General features: G+C 59.9%; 12 protein-coding genes. 10 read left to right on the forward strand and 2 right to left on the reverse strand.

The genetic code is table 11. The annotated features are described in order from the left end of the window. Window positions 1-3: 3 nt before the first annotated feature. Window positions 4-1,146 (reverse strand): 2'-deoxycytidine 5'-triphosphate deaminase, encoded by a 1,143-nt coding sequence (locus tag BP38_RS0100940; RefSeq protein WP_211250212.1) that lies wholly within the window; start codon window positions 1,144-1,146, stop codon window positions 4-6. A 120-nt stretch (window positions 1,147-1,266) separates the two neighbouring features. Here BP38_RS0100940 and BP38_RS0100945 point away from each other — a divergent pair, with 120 nt between their 5' ends. The 6 genes from BP38_RS0100945 (at window position 1,267) to BP38_RS0100970 (ending at window position 7,538) form a co-directional block, all read left to right on the forward strand. Beyond that, a complete protein-coding gene (locus BP38_RS0100945; RefSeq protein ID WP_026986186.1) occupies window positions 1,267-2,196 on the forward strand; it encodes a histone deacetylase family protein in 930 nt (309 codons plus the stop codon). Between the two features lie 22 nt (window positions 2,197-2,218). After that, window positions 2,219-2,470, forward strand: coding sequence for an exodeoxyribonuclease VII small subunit (locus BP38_RS0100950; RefSeq protein ID WP_026986187.1), 252 nt, complete (start codon window positions 2,219-2,221; stop codon window positions 2,468-2,470). A 26-nt stretch (window positions 2,471-2,496) separates the two neighbouring features. Beyond that, window positions 2,497-3,381: a polyprenyl synthetase family protein gene (locus BP38_RS0100955; RefSeq protein ID WP_026986188.1), complete on the forward strand. Its 885-nt coding sequence runs from the start codon at window positions 2,497-2,499 to the stop codon at window positions 3,379-3,381. A gap of 70 nt (window positions 3,382-3,451) precedes the next feature. After that, a complete protein-coding gene (gene dxs, locus BP38_RS0100960) occupies window positions 3,452-5,368 on the forward strand; it encodes a 1-deoxy-D-xylulose-5-phosphate synthase (protein ID WP_035723075.1) in 1,917 nt (638 codons plus the stop codon). Then, a complete protein-coding gene (locus BP38_RS0100965; RefSeq protein WP_051608797.1) occupies window positions 5,365-6,801 on the forward strand; it encodes an MATE family efflux transporter in 1,437 nt (478 codons plus the stop codon). The genes dxs and BP38_RS0100965 overlap by 4 nt, the downstream gene beginning before the upstream one ends. Then, complete coding sequence (locus BP38_RS0100970) at window positions 6,798-7,538, forward strand: TlyA family RNA methyltransferase (RefSeq protein ID WP_026986191.1); 741 nt, start codon at window positions 6,798-6,800, stop codon at window positions 7,536-7,538. The genes BP38_RS0100965 and BP38_RS0100970 overlap by 4 nt, the downstream gene beginning before the upstream one ends. A gap of 20 nt (window positions 7,539-7,558) precedes the next feature. Here the strand turns inward: BP38_RS0100970 and sppA are convergent, their stop codons facing one another. Then, complete coding sequence (gene sppA / locus BP38_RS18375; RefSeq protein WP_051608800.1) at window positions 7,559-9,394, reverse strand: signal peptide peptidase SppA; 1,836 nt, start codon at window positions 9,392-9,394, stop codon at window positions 7,559-7,561. A gap of 368 nt (window positions 9,395-9,762) precedes the next feature. Here sppA and BP38_RS0100980 point away from each other — a divergent pair, with 368 nt between their 5' ends. The 4 genes from BP38_RS0100980 to glyS all read left to right on the forward strand — a co-directional run bounded on the left by BP38_RS0100980 (window position 9,763) and on the right by glyS (window position 14,375). Then, on the forward strand, window positions 9,763-10,800 hold the full coding sequence (locus BP38_RS0100980; protein ID WP_051608802.1) for a class I SAM-dependent RNA methyltransferase: 1,038 nt from the start codon (window positions 9,763-9,765) through the stop codon (window positions 10,798-10,800). A 31-nt stretch (window positions 10,801-10,831) separates the two neighbouring features. Continuing rightward, the gene (locus tag BP38_RS0100985) at window positions 10,832-11,092 is read left to right on the forward strand and encodes a hypothetical protein (protein ID WP_026986193.1); all 261 of its coding nucleotides are present in this window, start codon (window positions 10,832-10,834) and stop codon (window positions 11,090-11,092) included. Between the two features lie 279 nt (window positions 11,093-11,371). Further along, on the forward strand, window positions 11,372-12,295 hold the full coding sequence (locus BP38_RS18380; protein ID WP_035723078.1) for a glycine--tRNA ligase subunit alpha: 924 nt from the start codon (window positions 11,372-11,374) through the stop codon (window positions 12,293-12,295). Then, window positions 12,288-14,375 carry a glycine--tRNA ligase subunit beta gene (glyS, locus tag BP38_RS0100995; RefSeq protein WP_026986194.1) on the forward strand — a complete coding sequence of 696 codons (2,088 nt, stop codon included), beginning with the start codon at window positions 12,288-12,290 and terminating at the stop codon, window positions 14,373-14,375. The genes BP38_RS18380 and glyS overlap by 8 nt, the downstream gene beginning before the upstream one ends. Window positions 14,376-14,388: the final 13 nt, after the last annotated feature.

The following is a 14,388-nucleotide window of genomic DNA, read 5'->3' on the forward strand; positions in this document are numbered from 1 at the left end:
GTTTCACGCCGACCAGGGCTGGAAGTGCTTGCTGAGTGTCAATGCCTGGGCGTGGTAGGACGAGCCAATGCCTGCGCCATAGAGTTGCTCTGGCCGGCCGGCAAGCTTTTCATAGACAAGGCGTCCTACGGCCTGGCCGTCCTCCAGAACGAAAGGCACTTCGTGCGAGCGGACTTCCAGTACGGCGCGCGTGCCGCCACTGCGTTCTTCCTGCCAGCCGAAACCGGGATCGAAGAAGCCGGCGTAATGCACCCGAAACTCGCCGATCTGGGTGTCATAGGGGACCATTTCCGCAGCATAGTCGGGGGGGATGCGCACACTTTCCCTTGAAGCCAGGATGTAGAACTCGTTGGGATCCAGGATCAACTGGTTGCGTGGACTTACATAAAGCGGATCCCAGTACTCCCGGGGGTCATAGGCGCCGATCCGGGACAGGTCGACCACGGAGGTGTGGCGTTTTGCCCTGAAACCAATCAGTTGGGTTTCTGCCTTGCCCCTCAGGTCCACCGTGAAGACAAGTCCCTTGCGGATTTCGGCTGTTCCGGGCTGTTCTCCGTTCTCGCCAACGATACCGGCTTCCTCGTGCAGGCGCTGCAGGTCGCCGTCATCCATATCGGGTTGGCCATGCCTGAGGCGCAGCTGGTTCAGCCGCACTCTAGGACGCACGAGCACGCTGAAGGCGTTGGGGGCTATTTCGGCGTAGAGGGGGCCAGTGTAGCCCTCGGGAACCTGGTCGAATTGCTCGGTGTTGTCGGCAATCAGACGCGTAAAGACATTCAGCCGGCCGGTTGAGGACTTGGGATTTGCCAAGCCGGAAATGCCTTCTGGCAGGGCAAGAGCTTCCTGCAAAGGCACGATATAGACGCAGCCCACCTCAAGCACGGCACCGTTGGTCAGATCGATCTCGTGCATCGAGAGCTCCGCGATGCGTTCGCGAACCGTCTTGTCACGCCCTGGCAGGAAACTGGCGCGGACACGATAGGCAGTGCGTCCAAGCTGCAGGTCAAGGCTGGCAGGTTGGATCTGCTCCTCGAGAGTGTCCGTGTCGGATTTGATGGCGCCCTTCCGGACCAGTTCCGTTATGGCCTGGTCGGGCAGGATGCCCCCTCCCATTTCCTGGGCAGTTTGCAGCTTTGTCGTGGCCACCGGCCGGTCCTCCCTTGTAAACTGTATGTTCGTAGCAGTGAGATCATTCCCGGGCAACGCCTTGGCAGCCATGATCGCGCTTATCTGCAAAATGAATTCCAGCCCTGGGACGGCATCTCTATGAGCACATTCCTGTATACCCATGAAGCCTGCCTGCGCCACGATACGGGGCGCGCTCACCCGGAAAACCCCGAACGTTTGCGCGCCGTCCTGCGGGAGCTGGACAAAGAAGAATTCCAGACGCTTGAACGTCGTGAGGCGCCGCTGGCCACGCGGGAACAGATTTCCAGGGTCCACCCAGAAGCTTATATCGACCGTGTCTTCGGTGCCATCCCGGAGGAAGGACATGCCTCCCTGGATGGAGATACCGTGCTGTCACCGGATTCGGGCGAGGCTGCGCTCAGGGCGGCAGGGGCCGCCTGTGCGGCCGTGGATGCTGTCATGTCCGGAGAAGCTAGGAATGCCTTCTGTGCCGTGCGGCCACCAGGCCATCATGCCGAACCAAGCCAGGCCATGGGATTCTGCCTGTTCAGCAACGCAGCCGTTGCCGCCCAGCATGCCAGGGCAGCGCATAAGGTGCACCGCATCGCCGTTGTAGACTTCGATGTGCATCACGGAAACGGGACGCAGGCTGCCTTCTGGGATGACCCGGACCTCTTGCTGATCTCGACGCATCAGATGCCACTCTACCCCGGGACAGGTGCAGCATCGGAACGTGGGGCGGCGAGCAACATCCTGAACATTCCGCTGCCTACCGGGTCGGGTTCACAGGAATTTCGCGAAGCCTTTTCAAGCATTGTCCTGCCGCGACTGTCCTCCTTTGCACCGGATTTTGTTTTCATCTCGGCGGGGTTTGACGCACACGAAGCCGATCCGCTTGCTGGACTGAAGCTGCACGAGGATGATTTTGCCTGGGCGACCGAGGAGATTCTCGAGGCGGCCCAGCATGGCTGTGGCGGCCGGGTTGTCTCGCTGCTGGAGGGCGGGTACGACTTACAGGCACTGGGGCGGTCTGCGGCCGCGCATGTCCGCGCCTTGATGCAGTCCTGAAATTTACGGGAAGACAACTGGCATGAGTGAACAGACGAGCGAGAAGGACATCACGGAGATGAACTTCGAGGAAGCCCTCGAGGAACTGAAGCAGATTGTCACGCGCCTGGAAAAGGGAGAAGGGCGCCTGGACGAGGCGATAGATGCCTATGAGCGCGGCGCCAGGCTCAAGGCGCATTGTGAACTGAAATTGCGCGAGGCTCAGGCCAAGATCGAGAAGATTGGCATGGGGCCTGATGGTACGCCCCAGACCGAGCCGTTGGACCAGAACTGATCTCCGTGGTTACGGAGCGAGAGTCCATGCAGGAGCGACTGGCGCGAACCGCGGAACGAGTCGAGGCAGAACTTGATTGCCTGCTGACCGTCCCCCAGGACGCCCGGGCTACGCTGGTTGAGGCCATGCGTTATGCCGTACTGGGGGGAGGGAAGCGCCTACGGCCCTTCCTGCTGCTTGAGAGTGCCGGCCTGTTCGAGGTTCCGGAAGACAGGTCACTACGTGCGGCGGCGGCCCTGGAGATGGTTCATGGATACAGCCTGGTACATGATGACCTGCCGGCCATGGACGACAGTGAATTGCGCCGCGGACACTTGACGGTTCACCGGGCGTTTGACGAGGCAACGGCGATCCTGGCTGGTGACAGCCTGTTGACGGAAGCCTTTGGGCTGCTCGGCGGTGCCGCAACCCATCCCGATGCCACCATTCGGCTGAAACTTGTTCAGGATCTAAGTACGGCCGCAGGCATGAATGGAATGGCCGGCGGACAGGCGCTCGACCTGGCTGCCGAAAAGGCTCGGCAGCCGTTGGACCTGGACGAGATCATTGCCCTGCAGGCCCGCAAGACCGGAGCGCTGATCATCTATGCCTGTACGGCCGGGGCCGATCTTGGCCAGGCGGATCAAAATGCACGTACGGCACTTGCGCAATATGGCGAGAAGCTGGGACTGGCTTTCCAAATTGCGGACGATCTTCTTGACTACACAGGCAACCAGGCGGAAACGGGCAAGCCCGTTGGCCGTGATGCCGGTCGTGGCAAGGCTACCTTTGTCGACCTACTGGGCGCGGACGGGGCGCAGGAAAAGGCGGCCGAGCTACTTGAGCAAGCCTGGGAAAGCCTTGATCTTTTCGGAGCAAAAGCCGATTTTCTGCGAGCTGTAACCGTTTTTGTACTCGAACGAAAAGCGTGAAGGCTTCAGATGCCCCGAGGTCCTGACCATATGTACAGGTTGGCCCTTAATTGCGCTGCAAGGAGTGATCATGAGTAAGACGCCGCTGTTGGACAAGGTTTCCTCACCGAGCGATTTGCGTCTGCTCGATGAATCGGACCTGCATGCCTTGGCGGACGAGCTGCGTGAGGAAACCATCGACGCAGTTTCCAATACCGGCGGTCATTTGGGTGCCGGGCTTGGGGTGGTCGAGTTGACCTTGGCGCTGCACTACATTTTTGAGACACCCAACGACAAGCTGATCTGGGATGTCGGGCATCAATGCTATCCGCACAAGATACTCACCGGTCGTCGCGATCGCATCCGTACATTGCGCCAGGAGGGCGGCCTCTCCGGCTTTACCAGCCGCAAGGAGAGTGTCTATGATCCCTTCGGCGCTGCGCATTCCTCGACGTCCATCTCGGCGGGACTTGGCTATGCCGTGGCACGCGACCTGAAGCATGAGGATTATCGTGTCGTCTGCGTGATCGGCGATGGTGCCATGTCGGCCGGTATGGCCTATGAGGCGATGAACAACGCCGGCGCCAAGAATTCACGCCTGATCGTCATCCTGAACGACAATGACATGTCGATCGCCCCGCCCGTGGGGGCCATGAGCGCTCATCTGTCCAAACTGCTGTCATCGCAGTCCTATCAGTCCGTGCGCAATTTCGGGAAAAGCCTCTCCCAGCGTTTCCCCAGCCCATTCCAGAAAGCGGCCCAGCGTGCCGAGGAATATGCCCGGGGGTTCCTGACCGGCGGAACATTGTTCGAGGAACTGGGCTTCTACTATGTCGGGCCGGTGGACGGGCATAACCTCGATCACCTCTTGCCGATCCTCAAGAATGTTCGTGATGCCGAGCATGACGGGCCAATCCTGGTGCATGCCGTGACCCAGAAGGGCAAGGGGTATGCACCTGCCGAAGAGGCCGAGGACAAGTACCATGGCGTAGCCAAGTTCGATGTGGTCACCGGCAAGCAGGCCAAGGGCGAGCCGAAGGCACCTTCCTATACTTCAGTCTATGCCAAGGCCCTCATAAGCGAGGCCGAGCGGGATGAATCGGTTGTCGCCATCACGGCCGCCATGCCCTCAGGTACGGGTCTGGACAAGTTCGGCGAGCGCTTCCCTGAACGTACCTTCGACGTTGGGATTGCCGAGCAGCATGGTGTGACTTTCTGTGCCGGACTGGCGGCGGCCGGCATGAAGCCCTTTGCCACCATCTATTCGACCTTCCTGCAGCGTGCTTACGACCAGGTGGTGCATGACGTGGCGATCCAGTCGCTTCCAGTCCGTTTCGCGATTGATCGTGCCGGATTGGTAGGCGCGGATGGCGCAACTCACCAAGGTTCCTACGATATCACCTATCTGGGATGTCTGCCCGGGTTCGTATTGATGGCGGCCGCCGATGAGGCCGAGTTGATGCACATGGTGGCGACCCAGATGCAGATCGATGATCGGCCTTCGGCCTTGCGCTATCCAAGAGGCGAGGGAAGGGGCGTGGAGATGCCCGACCAGGGCACAGCTCTGGAGATCGGCAAGGGGCGTGTGCTTCGCGAGGGCACGAAGGTGGCCATCCTCTCCTATGGCGGCCGAATGGGAGAAGCGCTGAAAGCTGCCGATGAACTGGCAACCCGCGGTCTGTCCGCCACAGTTGCCGATGCGCGCTTTGCCAAGCCCCTGGATCATGACCTGATACGTCGGCTTGCTTCCGAGCACGAGGTGCTCCTGACCCTGGAAGAGGGGGCGATTGGCGGTTTTGGAAGCCATGTCCTGCAATGGCTGGCTGGTGAAGGTCTTCTGGAAAGCGGTGCCAAGGTACGCCCACTTTGCCTGCCTGACCGATTCATCGACCACGGAAAACCTGAAAAGCAATACCAGGAGGTCGGGTTGGCTGCGGACGGCATCGTGTCATCGGCCTTGCGGGCCATGGGCTACAACGACGCCGATATTCGACCCGCCACGGCATGAAGCGCTTCCGTCTGCCTTGGGCAGTCAGGCTTCTGGGAAGAGGGTATCGCAGGCGGCACCGTCTGACAGATTGGAAAACCGAACTGAAGGCAACCCTGCGACTGGCGCTGCCTCTGGTCGCCCTTCAGCTTGGCCAGGTCGCGATCGAGACCACAGACGTCGTGATGATGGGTTGGCTGGGGCAGGACTCCCTGGCCGCTGGGGCACTGGCCGTCCATGTCTTCATGTTCTTCTGGCTCTTCACTTTGGGCGTACTGTCCGCTGTTGCCCCCATGATATCCCAAGCGATCGGTGCGCTTGATGAAGTCGGTGCACGCCGGACTGTCCGCCAAGGCCTGTGGGCAGCGGTTCTGGTTTCGCTGCCCTCGATGAGCGTGCTCTGGTACAGCGAGGACCTGTTGCTTCTGATCGGGCAGACACCGCAGGTTGCCGCAGAAGCACAGACCTACCTGCGTGCTGCACTTTGGGCCTTTCCGGCCAGCATGGGCTTCGTGGTCCTGCGCTATTTCATCGCGGCGCTTTCACGGCCCAGGGCCGCCATGGTGGCCATGCTGTCCTGTGTCCTGTTGAACATTGGGCTTAATGCCCTGCTGATGTTCGGGATGCTTGGCTTTCCGCGCCTGGAGTTGCTGGGCGCTGGCATCAGTACAGCTGTTGTACACACGGCGATGTTCCTGGGGCTGTTGGTTTATGTCCTGAAGGATTCGCAGTTCCGCAGGTATGACCTGCTGGTCCGTTTCTGGAAGCCGGACTGGCAACGCTTCAGACAGTTGCTGGCACTTGGCCTGCCCATCGGCATGGTCCTGATGAGTGAAGCCGGCCTGTTTGCTGTCTCCTCGCTCATGATGGGCTGGTTGGGGACGACAGCTCTGGCCGCTCATGCCGTTGCGATGCAGTGCGCAACCGTCACCTTCATGATGCCACTGGGGGTCAGTCAGGCCGCAACCGTGCGTATCGGACTTGCCGCCGGGGCCGGCAGTGCGGAAGGGGTGCGTCAAGCCGGCTGGATTGCGCTGGCATTGGGCTTGGCATTCATGTCCCTGTCGGCACTGATGTTCGTGACCATTCCGGAGGTCCTCATCGGAGCCTTTCTGAACCCTGATAATCCAGATAATGCGGAGGCTTTTGCGCTGGGCATCTCATTCCTGGCCGTTGCCGCTTTTTTCCAATTGGCCGATGCCGGTCAGGTGGTGGGCGGCGGCATGTTGCGCGGCCTGAGTGATACACGGATTCCCATGATCTATGCTGGCCTGGGGTATTGGGGCGTTGGCATTGGAACTGCCTGGGTGTTGGCCTTCCCACTGGATTATGGAGGAGAAGGCATCTGGATGGGGCTTGCTGTGGGACTGACGACCGTGGCGATCATGGCGATCTGGCGTTTCAGCCGGCGTAGCGAGCTGGGGCTGCTTGAAAAGGCGGTTTACAGGGGATGACCAGGGATCGTGCCGACCGATTGATGGTTCGCCAAGGCCTTGTTCCCAGTCGGGAACAGGCACAAGCATTGATCGCAGCTGGGCACGTCCTGGCGGATGGAAAACATGTGACCAAGGCCAGCCAGAAGTTGCCGGATGATTGCGTGTTGCTGCTTGAAGGCGCCGGGCCCATGCGGGTTTCACGGGCGGGCGAGAAACTCGATCATGCCCTGGCGCATTTCAACCTGGAAGTTGGCGGAACAGTATGCCTGGATATCGGAGCCTCCACGGGCGGCTTTACCGAAGTCCTGCTCCGCGAGGGGGCCCGTAGGGTTTATGCCGTGGATGTCGGCCATGATCAGCTTGCCGAAATGCTCAAGCGGGATTCACGAGTCGTTTCCCTGGAGGGGGTAAATGCGCGCTACCTGAGCAGGGCGGAAGTTCCGGAGCCGATCGACGTCCTGGTTTGCGACGCCAGTTTCATCTCATTGGCCAAGGCACTGGAAAAAGCCATTTATTTCGTGCGCCCGGGCGGGATCATGATAGCGCTTGTAAAGCCACAATTCGAAGTGGGGCGTGACAGGGTTGGCAAGGGGGGACTGGTTCGTGATCGCGCGCTTCACGAGGAAGTTTGCAGCACGGCGATTGCGTGGCTGGAATCGCTGCCCGGCTGGCGTTCTCTGGGTTTGGCGGACAGTCCCATAACGGGCACCCAGGGCAACCGGGAGTTCCTCATGGCAGGTGTTCGGGATCGCTGACCAGGCTGCAGGACCAGGCTTTATTGCCCCGTGAAGCTGTCTTCCTGCAGAAGTCCATGTCGCGGATCCTGGACCAGGTGCTCGATTTTTTCCATGACCGGGGCCAGGCGCTCGCTGAGCAGCAGAATCCGCTCCAGCCTGGCCAAGGTCTCCGGGCTCTCGATTCCGCCTGCAAGGGATCTGCGGATCCAGTCCTGGAATGCCTTGTCCGGATCCGGGTAGGGGGTCAGTCGTACCGGCTCGTCGGCGGGCAGTCCGGCCTCTTCACGAGCGACTTCAATTGCCCGTGGCAAGCCGCCCAGTTCGTCAACAAGGCCCATGGTCAAGGCATCTGCACCACTCCAGATGCGCCCACCTGCCGCGGCCTCGATTTCGTCTTCCGTCAGATCACGTCCCTCGGCGACCTTTTTTGTGAAGTCACTGTAGACACGGTCCAGACTATCCTGGAATCGCTGCCATTGTTCCCTGTCGAAATCACTGTTCATGCTCCAGATATCGGCATTCTCTCCAGCTTGAGGGCCATCCCAATTTATGCCCAGGCGGTCCCATAGGCCGGACAGCACCAGCTTTCCACCAGCCACTCCGATGGACCCTGTGACACTGCCCGGAAGGGCCAGAATCCGGTCGGCCGGGGCGGCGATGAAATAGCCGCCACTCGCAGCCGTGGAAGCCATCGAGACAATGACTGGACGCCCACTTTCACGCGCCTTGGTCACTTCACGCCAGATTGTGTCAGAGGCGACATAGGAGCCACCCGGACTGTCGATCCGCAGGATGATGGCTTTCACGTTCTCATTTGCCGCGGCATTTGCGATGGCACCGCTGATGCGGTCTGCGGCTGCACCAGGTGTTGAGAGGGCACTGCCATCCGCCTTGCCGAGTGAGATCGGTCCATTCACATGGATCAGGGCAATGGCCGTCTGGTCTTCTTCTGAGGCTCCGTCCAGTTGGCCATGATAGTCGGCAATCGGATAGAGGGCAGGAGAGTTTCCATTCGAAGAGTCACCTGTATCTTCATCCGAATCGTAGCGCTCAACCAATTCATCCCAGTAGCCCAGGCGATCCACCAGTTTTGCTTCCAGCGCCTCAGGGGCGGAATAAGGTCCCTGATCGATGAGTTGTCTGGCGCTGTTCAGATTTATATTACGTCCTTTGGAGATGGCCTCGGCGACTTGAGCGAACCAGGAGTCGAGGAGTTGCTGGACGTTGCTGCGTACCTCGGGGGACATGTCGTCCCGTGTCATGGCGTCTGCCAGGCCTTTGTATTCTTCCCGCTGGTCGAAGCGCACGCGGATATCCCAGTCTTCCAGGACCTCCGCGAAGTAAGGGGTCTCCAGCTGAAAACCCAGCAGATCCAGGCTTCCGGAGGGTTGCAGCCAGATCTCGTCCAAGCCGGTGGCCAGGTTGTAGTGCAAGGTTCCATTGCCGGCTTCGCCGAAGCTTTCGGCAAAACCAATGGCGAACTTGCCGCTTTCCTGGAAGTCGTCGACCAGATTGCGGAGCTCCTGGGAATCGGCTGCACTCAGGCGGCCATAGCCAAGCCGGACCACGAGCCCTTCTACGGCGGGATCATCGGCTGCCGCCTCCAGGGCCTCCATGACGTCTATCAAACTCAGTGACCGCCCAAGGCCCGAGACGGGCAGGTTCGGGCCGGATGGCCCTTGTGACAGCCCATCGGCCGTGTCGAGCATGAGAACCATGCGCGGCGGCAGCTCTTCCTGCCCGGTCCAGTCTTCGAAGTGACTTTCAAACTGCGTGAAGAGATAGGCAAGGCCGCCAATAAGCAGCAGTGCCAATACCCCGATGCTTGCCAGGAAGCCGACCAGGCATTTGAGCAGGAAGACGATAAGGCGCATGCAGCCGGGCTCCCGGGTGGTTGTTGCAATTCACTGCGACGGTCGTCATACAGCGCATCAAGTCAGTCTTAAACGCCCTCTGGCCGGAAGGAAAGGGCACGCGAATCATGGGTAGACGCGCGCGACAAGGCGGTGGGCGGCAGGTCGTTGTCCGGATCGATACAATTGGCGGCCGTGGGGATGGGGTTGCCACTCTGGAGGGGCGGCCCGTCTTTGTGCCGGCCACTCTGCCGGGGGACCGCCTTCGCGTGCGATTGACTGCCGAAAAGGCAGGAGGCATGCGTGGTGAGCCTCTGGAGTTGTTGGAGGAAGGTCCAGGGCGAATGGAGCCTCGATGCCGACACTTCGGCCCATGCGGCGGATGCCAGTTGCAGCATCTTGAGGAGACAGCCTATCGGACCTGGAAAGCGGACCTGCTGACACAGGCACTCGATCGCGCAGGTATCAGGGCCGACGCCGTTTCGGCACTCCAGCAAGTGCCACCCTACAGCCGACGCCGCGCCGTTCTGGCCGTGCGACGCTCGGGCGAAGGCGTTGAACTGGGATTCCGGGAACGCTTCAGCCACAGGATTGTGGCCTTGAAGGAATGCCATGTGCTGTCCCCGGGTTTATTCAATCTTTGCCGTGAGTTGAAACGCCATCTTCTGCCATTTCTTCAGCAGAAATCAGTCGGCGACCTCTTCATGTCAGAGATGGAGAATGGATTTGATGTCGTGCTCTCGGGCACCGATCTGCCCGACCTGCAGGCACGCGAAATCTTTGCGGATACTGACGTCCTGCCTGAAATCAAACGTTTTTCCTGGTCTCCTTCAATCGGAGAGCCTGTCGAACCCGTGGTTCAGCGGGCAGAACCGGAAGTGCGCTTTGGTGAGACCTTGGTTTCACCACCCCCGGGGGCCTTCCTCCAGCCGACAGCAGAGGGTGAAGCACTGTTGTGCAGGGCCGTACTGGAGGGTTTGCCGCGAGAAACCGGCCCCGTCCTGGATCTCTTCTCGGGATGTGGCACCTTTACGTTTCCGCTTTCCCGATCGGGACCAGTGCGTGCCGTCGAAGGCGACCTGGCCGCCTGTAAGGCTTTGCAGAATGCCGCAAACCGACGCGGACTGGCGGGGCGCATCACAGCGGAACATCGCGATCTCTTTCGCCAGCCCTTGCGCCCAGAGGAATTGGATGGATTCGATGTCGTGGTCTTCGATCCGCCGCGAAGCGGGGCCAGGGAGCAGGCGGCCCATCTGGCGGCCAGCAGCGTTCCCAGGGTGATCGGGGTTTCCTGCAATCCGTCAACCTTCGCCCGGGATGCGGCCCTTCTGGTCGAGGGGGGCTACAGGCTGGCATCAGTCGTCCCGGTCGACCAGTTTCTCTGGTCTGCTCATCTGGAAGTGGTCGGCGTCTTCGTGCGCGCTTGACCCTGCCATCCGCAAAGGCATAAATGCAGGAATGTTCGGACTTCCTTCACTTTCCAAACTCCTGGTCCTCGCCGTCGTCGTTCTGGTCGTCTGGTATGGCTTCAAGATCGTCAACCGACTGGACAATGCGCGAAAGTCGGAGGCGAAGCTGCGAGCCTATGAACGGCAAAAGGAAGAAGAGAGCCGCAAGTCGAAAGGCGAAGTCGAGGAAATGAAGGCCTGCACTCGCTGCGGTGCCTATGTACCGGCAAGCAATCCAGTGAATTGCGGACGTTCCGACTGTCCCTACTGACTGATCTCTCTCAATTGTCGCGATAAAACGGACTCCTGCCATGGCGCCGGGAGAACTCTGCCCTGTCTCCCGGCACGGGTTGCATTGGATGCGGAAATTGCACTTTATCAATACATTGCAACTTTTCTGTGCCGACAGGCTAGGCACACCCGATCTGTCGCCGAAAACTTGCCCTGTCATCAGTGGCAGGCAGTGGATGGACCCTGAGTGCGGCTTGATTTGAGGACCTGCTCTCTATAGGGTGCGCTCGCCTTCAGATGCGCAATTCCGATTGTTTCCATGCCCAAGATCGCCGCCGACCCGACGACCTGTTTCCAGAGTCTGATCCTCAAGCTGCAAAGCTATTGGGCCGAACAGGGCTGTGTCCTCCTGCAGCCCTATGACATGGAAGTAGGAGCCGGGACCTTTCATCCGGCCACGACCTTGCGCTCGCTGGGTCCCGAGCGCGACTGGAACTGTGCCTACGTCCAACCGTCGCGCCGTCCGACCGATGGCCGTTACGGTGAGAATCCGAACAGACTCCAGCATTACTACCAGTTCCAGGTCCTGATGAAGCCGTCTCCGGGAGATATCCAGGATCTCTACATTGGTAGCCTGAAAGCCATGGGGATCGATCCGCTGGAGCATGACATTCGCTTCGTTGAGGACGACTGGGAAAGTCCGACTCTGGGCGCCTGGGGGCTGGGCTGGGAAGTCTGGTGTGACGGCATGGAGGTCACGCAGTTCACCTACTTTCAGCAGGTGGGTGGCATCGACTGTGATCCCGTGCCTGTGGAATTGACCTATGGCCTCGAACGCCTGGCCATGTATGTCCAGGGCGTGGACAATGTCTATAACCTTGACTGGGATGGCCTGCCGGAGAGTCGTGGTGGCAAATGTTACGGCGACGTCTTCCTGCAGGCTGAACGCGAATTCTCAGCCTACAATTTCGAGCATGCCGATACGGCGCGTTTGTTCCAGCATTTCGCGGATGCCGAGGCTGAGTGCGCCCTGTTGCTGAAACAGAAACTGGCATTGCCCGCCTATGATCAATGCATGAAGGCGAGTCACCTCTTCAACTTGCTGGATGCCCGAGGGGTCATCTCCGTTACCGAGAGGCAGGCCTATATCGGCAAGGTCCGGGCCTTGGCCAAGGGATGCTGCGAGGTCTGGGTGGACAGCTTTGCCACTGACGAACAGGCGCAGGAGGCAACAAGTGCCTGAACTGCTGCTGGAACTATTCGGCGAGGAAATTCCGGCCCGCATGCAATCGCGTGCCCGCCAGGACATGCAGCGACTTCTAGAGGAAAAGCTGAAGGAAGCGGGGCTGGAACACGAGGGAATAGAATGTTTCGTGACGCCCCGGCGCCTTGCTGCTGTGGTGCGGGGTCTGCCGGAACGCCAGCCGGACGTGACCGAGGAGCGCAAGGGCCCCAAGGTTGGCGCACCCGACAAGGCCGTCGAAGGCTTCATGAAGGCCAATGGCCTTGAAGACATTTCCCAGGCGGAGGTTCGGCAAACACCCAAGGGCGATTTCTATTTTGCCGTCCGCCATATTGAGGGAAGAGCCACGCGCACGGTGTTGCCCGACACGATTTCTGCTGTTCTGCTGGCAATGTCCTGGCCGAAGTCAATGCGCTGGGCCAGTGGCCAAGGGCGCTGGGTCCGGCCCCTGCACCGGATCGTGGCAATTTTTGATAGAGAACCACTGGGTGATGCCATCCAACTGACTGATTGGGGATTTGATGTTTCGCACTGCAGTGTCGTGGGACACCGTTTTCTGAATCCTGATCCCTTTGCGGTAAGCTCTTTCGAAGAGTACCAGGACAAGCTGCGCCAAGCTTATGTCATCCTGGATCAGGAGGAGCGCCGGCGCATGATTGTCGAGCAGAGCGCAGCGCTTGCCCATTCTGCGGGTCTGGCGGTGCGCCCGGATCCCGGTCTGATCGATGAAGTGGCCGGTCTGGTGGAATGGCCGGAAACGCTGATGGTTCCCATTCCCCAGGACCTGATGGAACTGCCTTCAGAGGTTCTGATTACCGCAATGCGCAGCCACCAGAAGTACTTAGCGCTGGTCAAGCCGGATGGCAGCCTGGCGGACCGTTTCCTTTTGGTTGCGAACATGGCGGCGCCTGAGGGGTCGCGAATCAGGGACAATATAATCTCCGGCAATGCGCGTGTATTGCGGGCGCGTCTGGATGACGCGCGCTTCTTCTGGGAGCAGGACCGGAAGGATAGCCTGGAAAGCCGGGTCGAGGCCCTGTCCGATATGGTGTTCCACGCCCGGCTGGGTAGCTTGGCTGATAAAGTGGGACGTATCGAAGCCTTGGCCGTCGGGCTGGCGCATCGCATGACGGATGTGGATATCGACCGTGTGCGCTCTGCAGCTCGGCTGTGCAAGGCGGACCTGACCACCGAGATGGTGGGCGAATTCCCGGAACTGCAAGGCATCATGGGGCGCTATTATGCGGCCTACGATGGAGAGCATGTGGAAGTGGCGCAGGCCATAGCCGAACACTATTCACCGTTGGGACCCAATGACGCCTGTCCTTCGTCCGGTGTTTCCGTCGCACTCGCCCTGGCTGACAAGATCGATACCTTGGTTGGCTTCTGGGCCATCGACGAAAAGCCGACAGGTTCCAAGGACCCTTATGCGCTACGTCGCGCAGCACTGGGCGTTATACGCCTGATCGTCGAGAATGGCCTGCGCATGCCGTTGCTCGAGGTCTTCAGAGATGCCGCAGGCACATACAAGGGGTTGGAAGCGGAGCAAGTAGACGTCTCGTTGCTTGAGTTCCTTGCCGACCGTCTAAAGGTGACCCTTCGCGATCGCGGGGTACGGCACGACCTGATCTCCGCGGTCTTTGCAGTCGGGGATGAAGATGACCTTGTACGCTTGCTGGCCAGGGTCGAGGCCCTGGAGGCCTTCCTGCAAAGCGAGGATGGGGCCAATCTTCTGATAGCGTGGCGACGGGCTGCCAATATCGTTCGGATCGAGTCCAAGAAGGATGCGCGGGTCTTTGAAGGCAAGGTGACGCAATCGCGCCTTGAAGAAGAGGCAGAGGCCCAGCTTTACAAGGCGCTGGAAAAAGCGTCGGCCGATGCCAGAACGGCACTGGGGAGGGAAGATTTCGCAGAAGCCATGGCGGCCATGGCGGCCTTGCGCCGCCCTGTGGACGCCTTTTTCGACAGCGTGACGGTCAATACCGAAGACAGCGGGTTAAGGGAGAATCGCTTGAACTTGTTGGCTCGTATTGGCCAAACCCTGTCCGAAGTGGCTGATTTTTCGAAGATTGAAGGATAGACACGGCGCGCAG

This window comes from Fodinicurvata fenggangensis DSM 21160 (assembly GCF_000686045.1).
GTDB lineage: Bacteria > Pseudomonadota > Alphaproteobacteria > Kiloniellales > DSM-21159 > Fodinicurvata > Fodinicurvata fenggangensis.

What these genes read in the sequence shown, in the direction of transcription:
- BP38_RS0100955 (WP_026986188.1), top strand. Translation starts at nt 2,497, where the DNA reads ATGCAGGAGCGACTGGCGCGAACCGCGGAACGAGTCGAGGCAGAACTT.
- dxs (WP_035723075.1), top strand. Translation starts at nt 3,452, where the DNA reads ATGAGTAAGACGCCGCTGTTGGACAAGGTTTCCTCACCGAGCGATTTG.
- BP38_RS0100970 (WP_026986191.1), top strand. Translation starts at nt 6,798, where the DNA reads ATGACCAGGGATCGTGCCGACCGATTGATGGTTCGCCAAGGCCTTGTT.
- BP38_RS0100965 (WP_051608797.1), top strand. Translation starts at nt 5,365, where the DNA reads ATGAAGCGCTTCCGTCTGCCTTGGGCAGTCAGGCTTCTGGGAAGAGGG.
- sppA (WP_051608800.1), bottom strand. Translation starts at nt 9,394, where the DNA reads ATGCGCCTTATCGTCTTCCTGCTCAAATGCCTGGTCGGCTTCCTGGCA.
- BP38_RS18380 (WP_035723078.1), top strand. Translation starts at nt 11,372, where the DNA reads ATGCCCAAGATCGCCGCCGACCCGACGACCTGTTTCCAGAGTCTGATC.
- BP38_RS0100985 (WP_026986193.1), top strand. Translation starts at nt 10,832, where the DNA reads ATGTTCGGACTTCCTTCACTTTCCAAACTCCTGGTCCTCGCCGTCGTC.
- BP38_RS0100950 (WP_026986187.1), top strand. Translation starts at nt 2,219, where the DNA reads ATGAGTGAACAGACGAGCGAGAAGGACATCACGGAGATGAACTTCGAG.
- BP38_RS0100945 (WP_026986186.1), top strand. Translation starts at nt 1,267, where the DNA reads ATGAGCACATTCCTGTATACCCATGAAGCCTGCCTGCGCCACGATACG.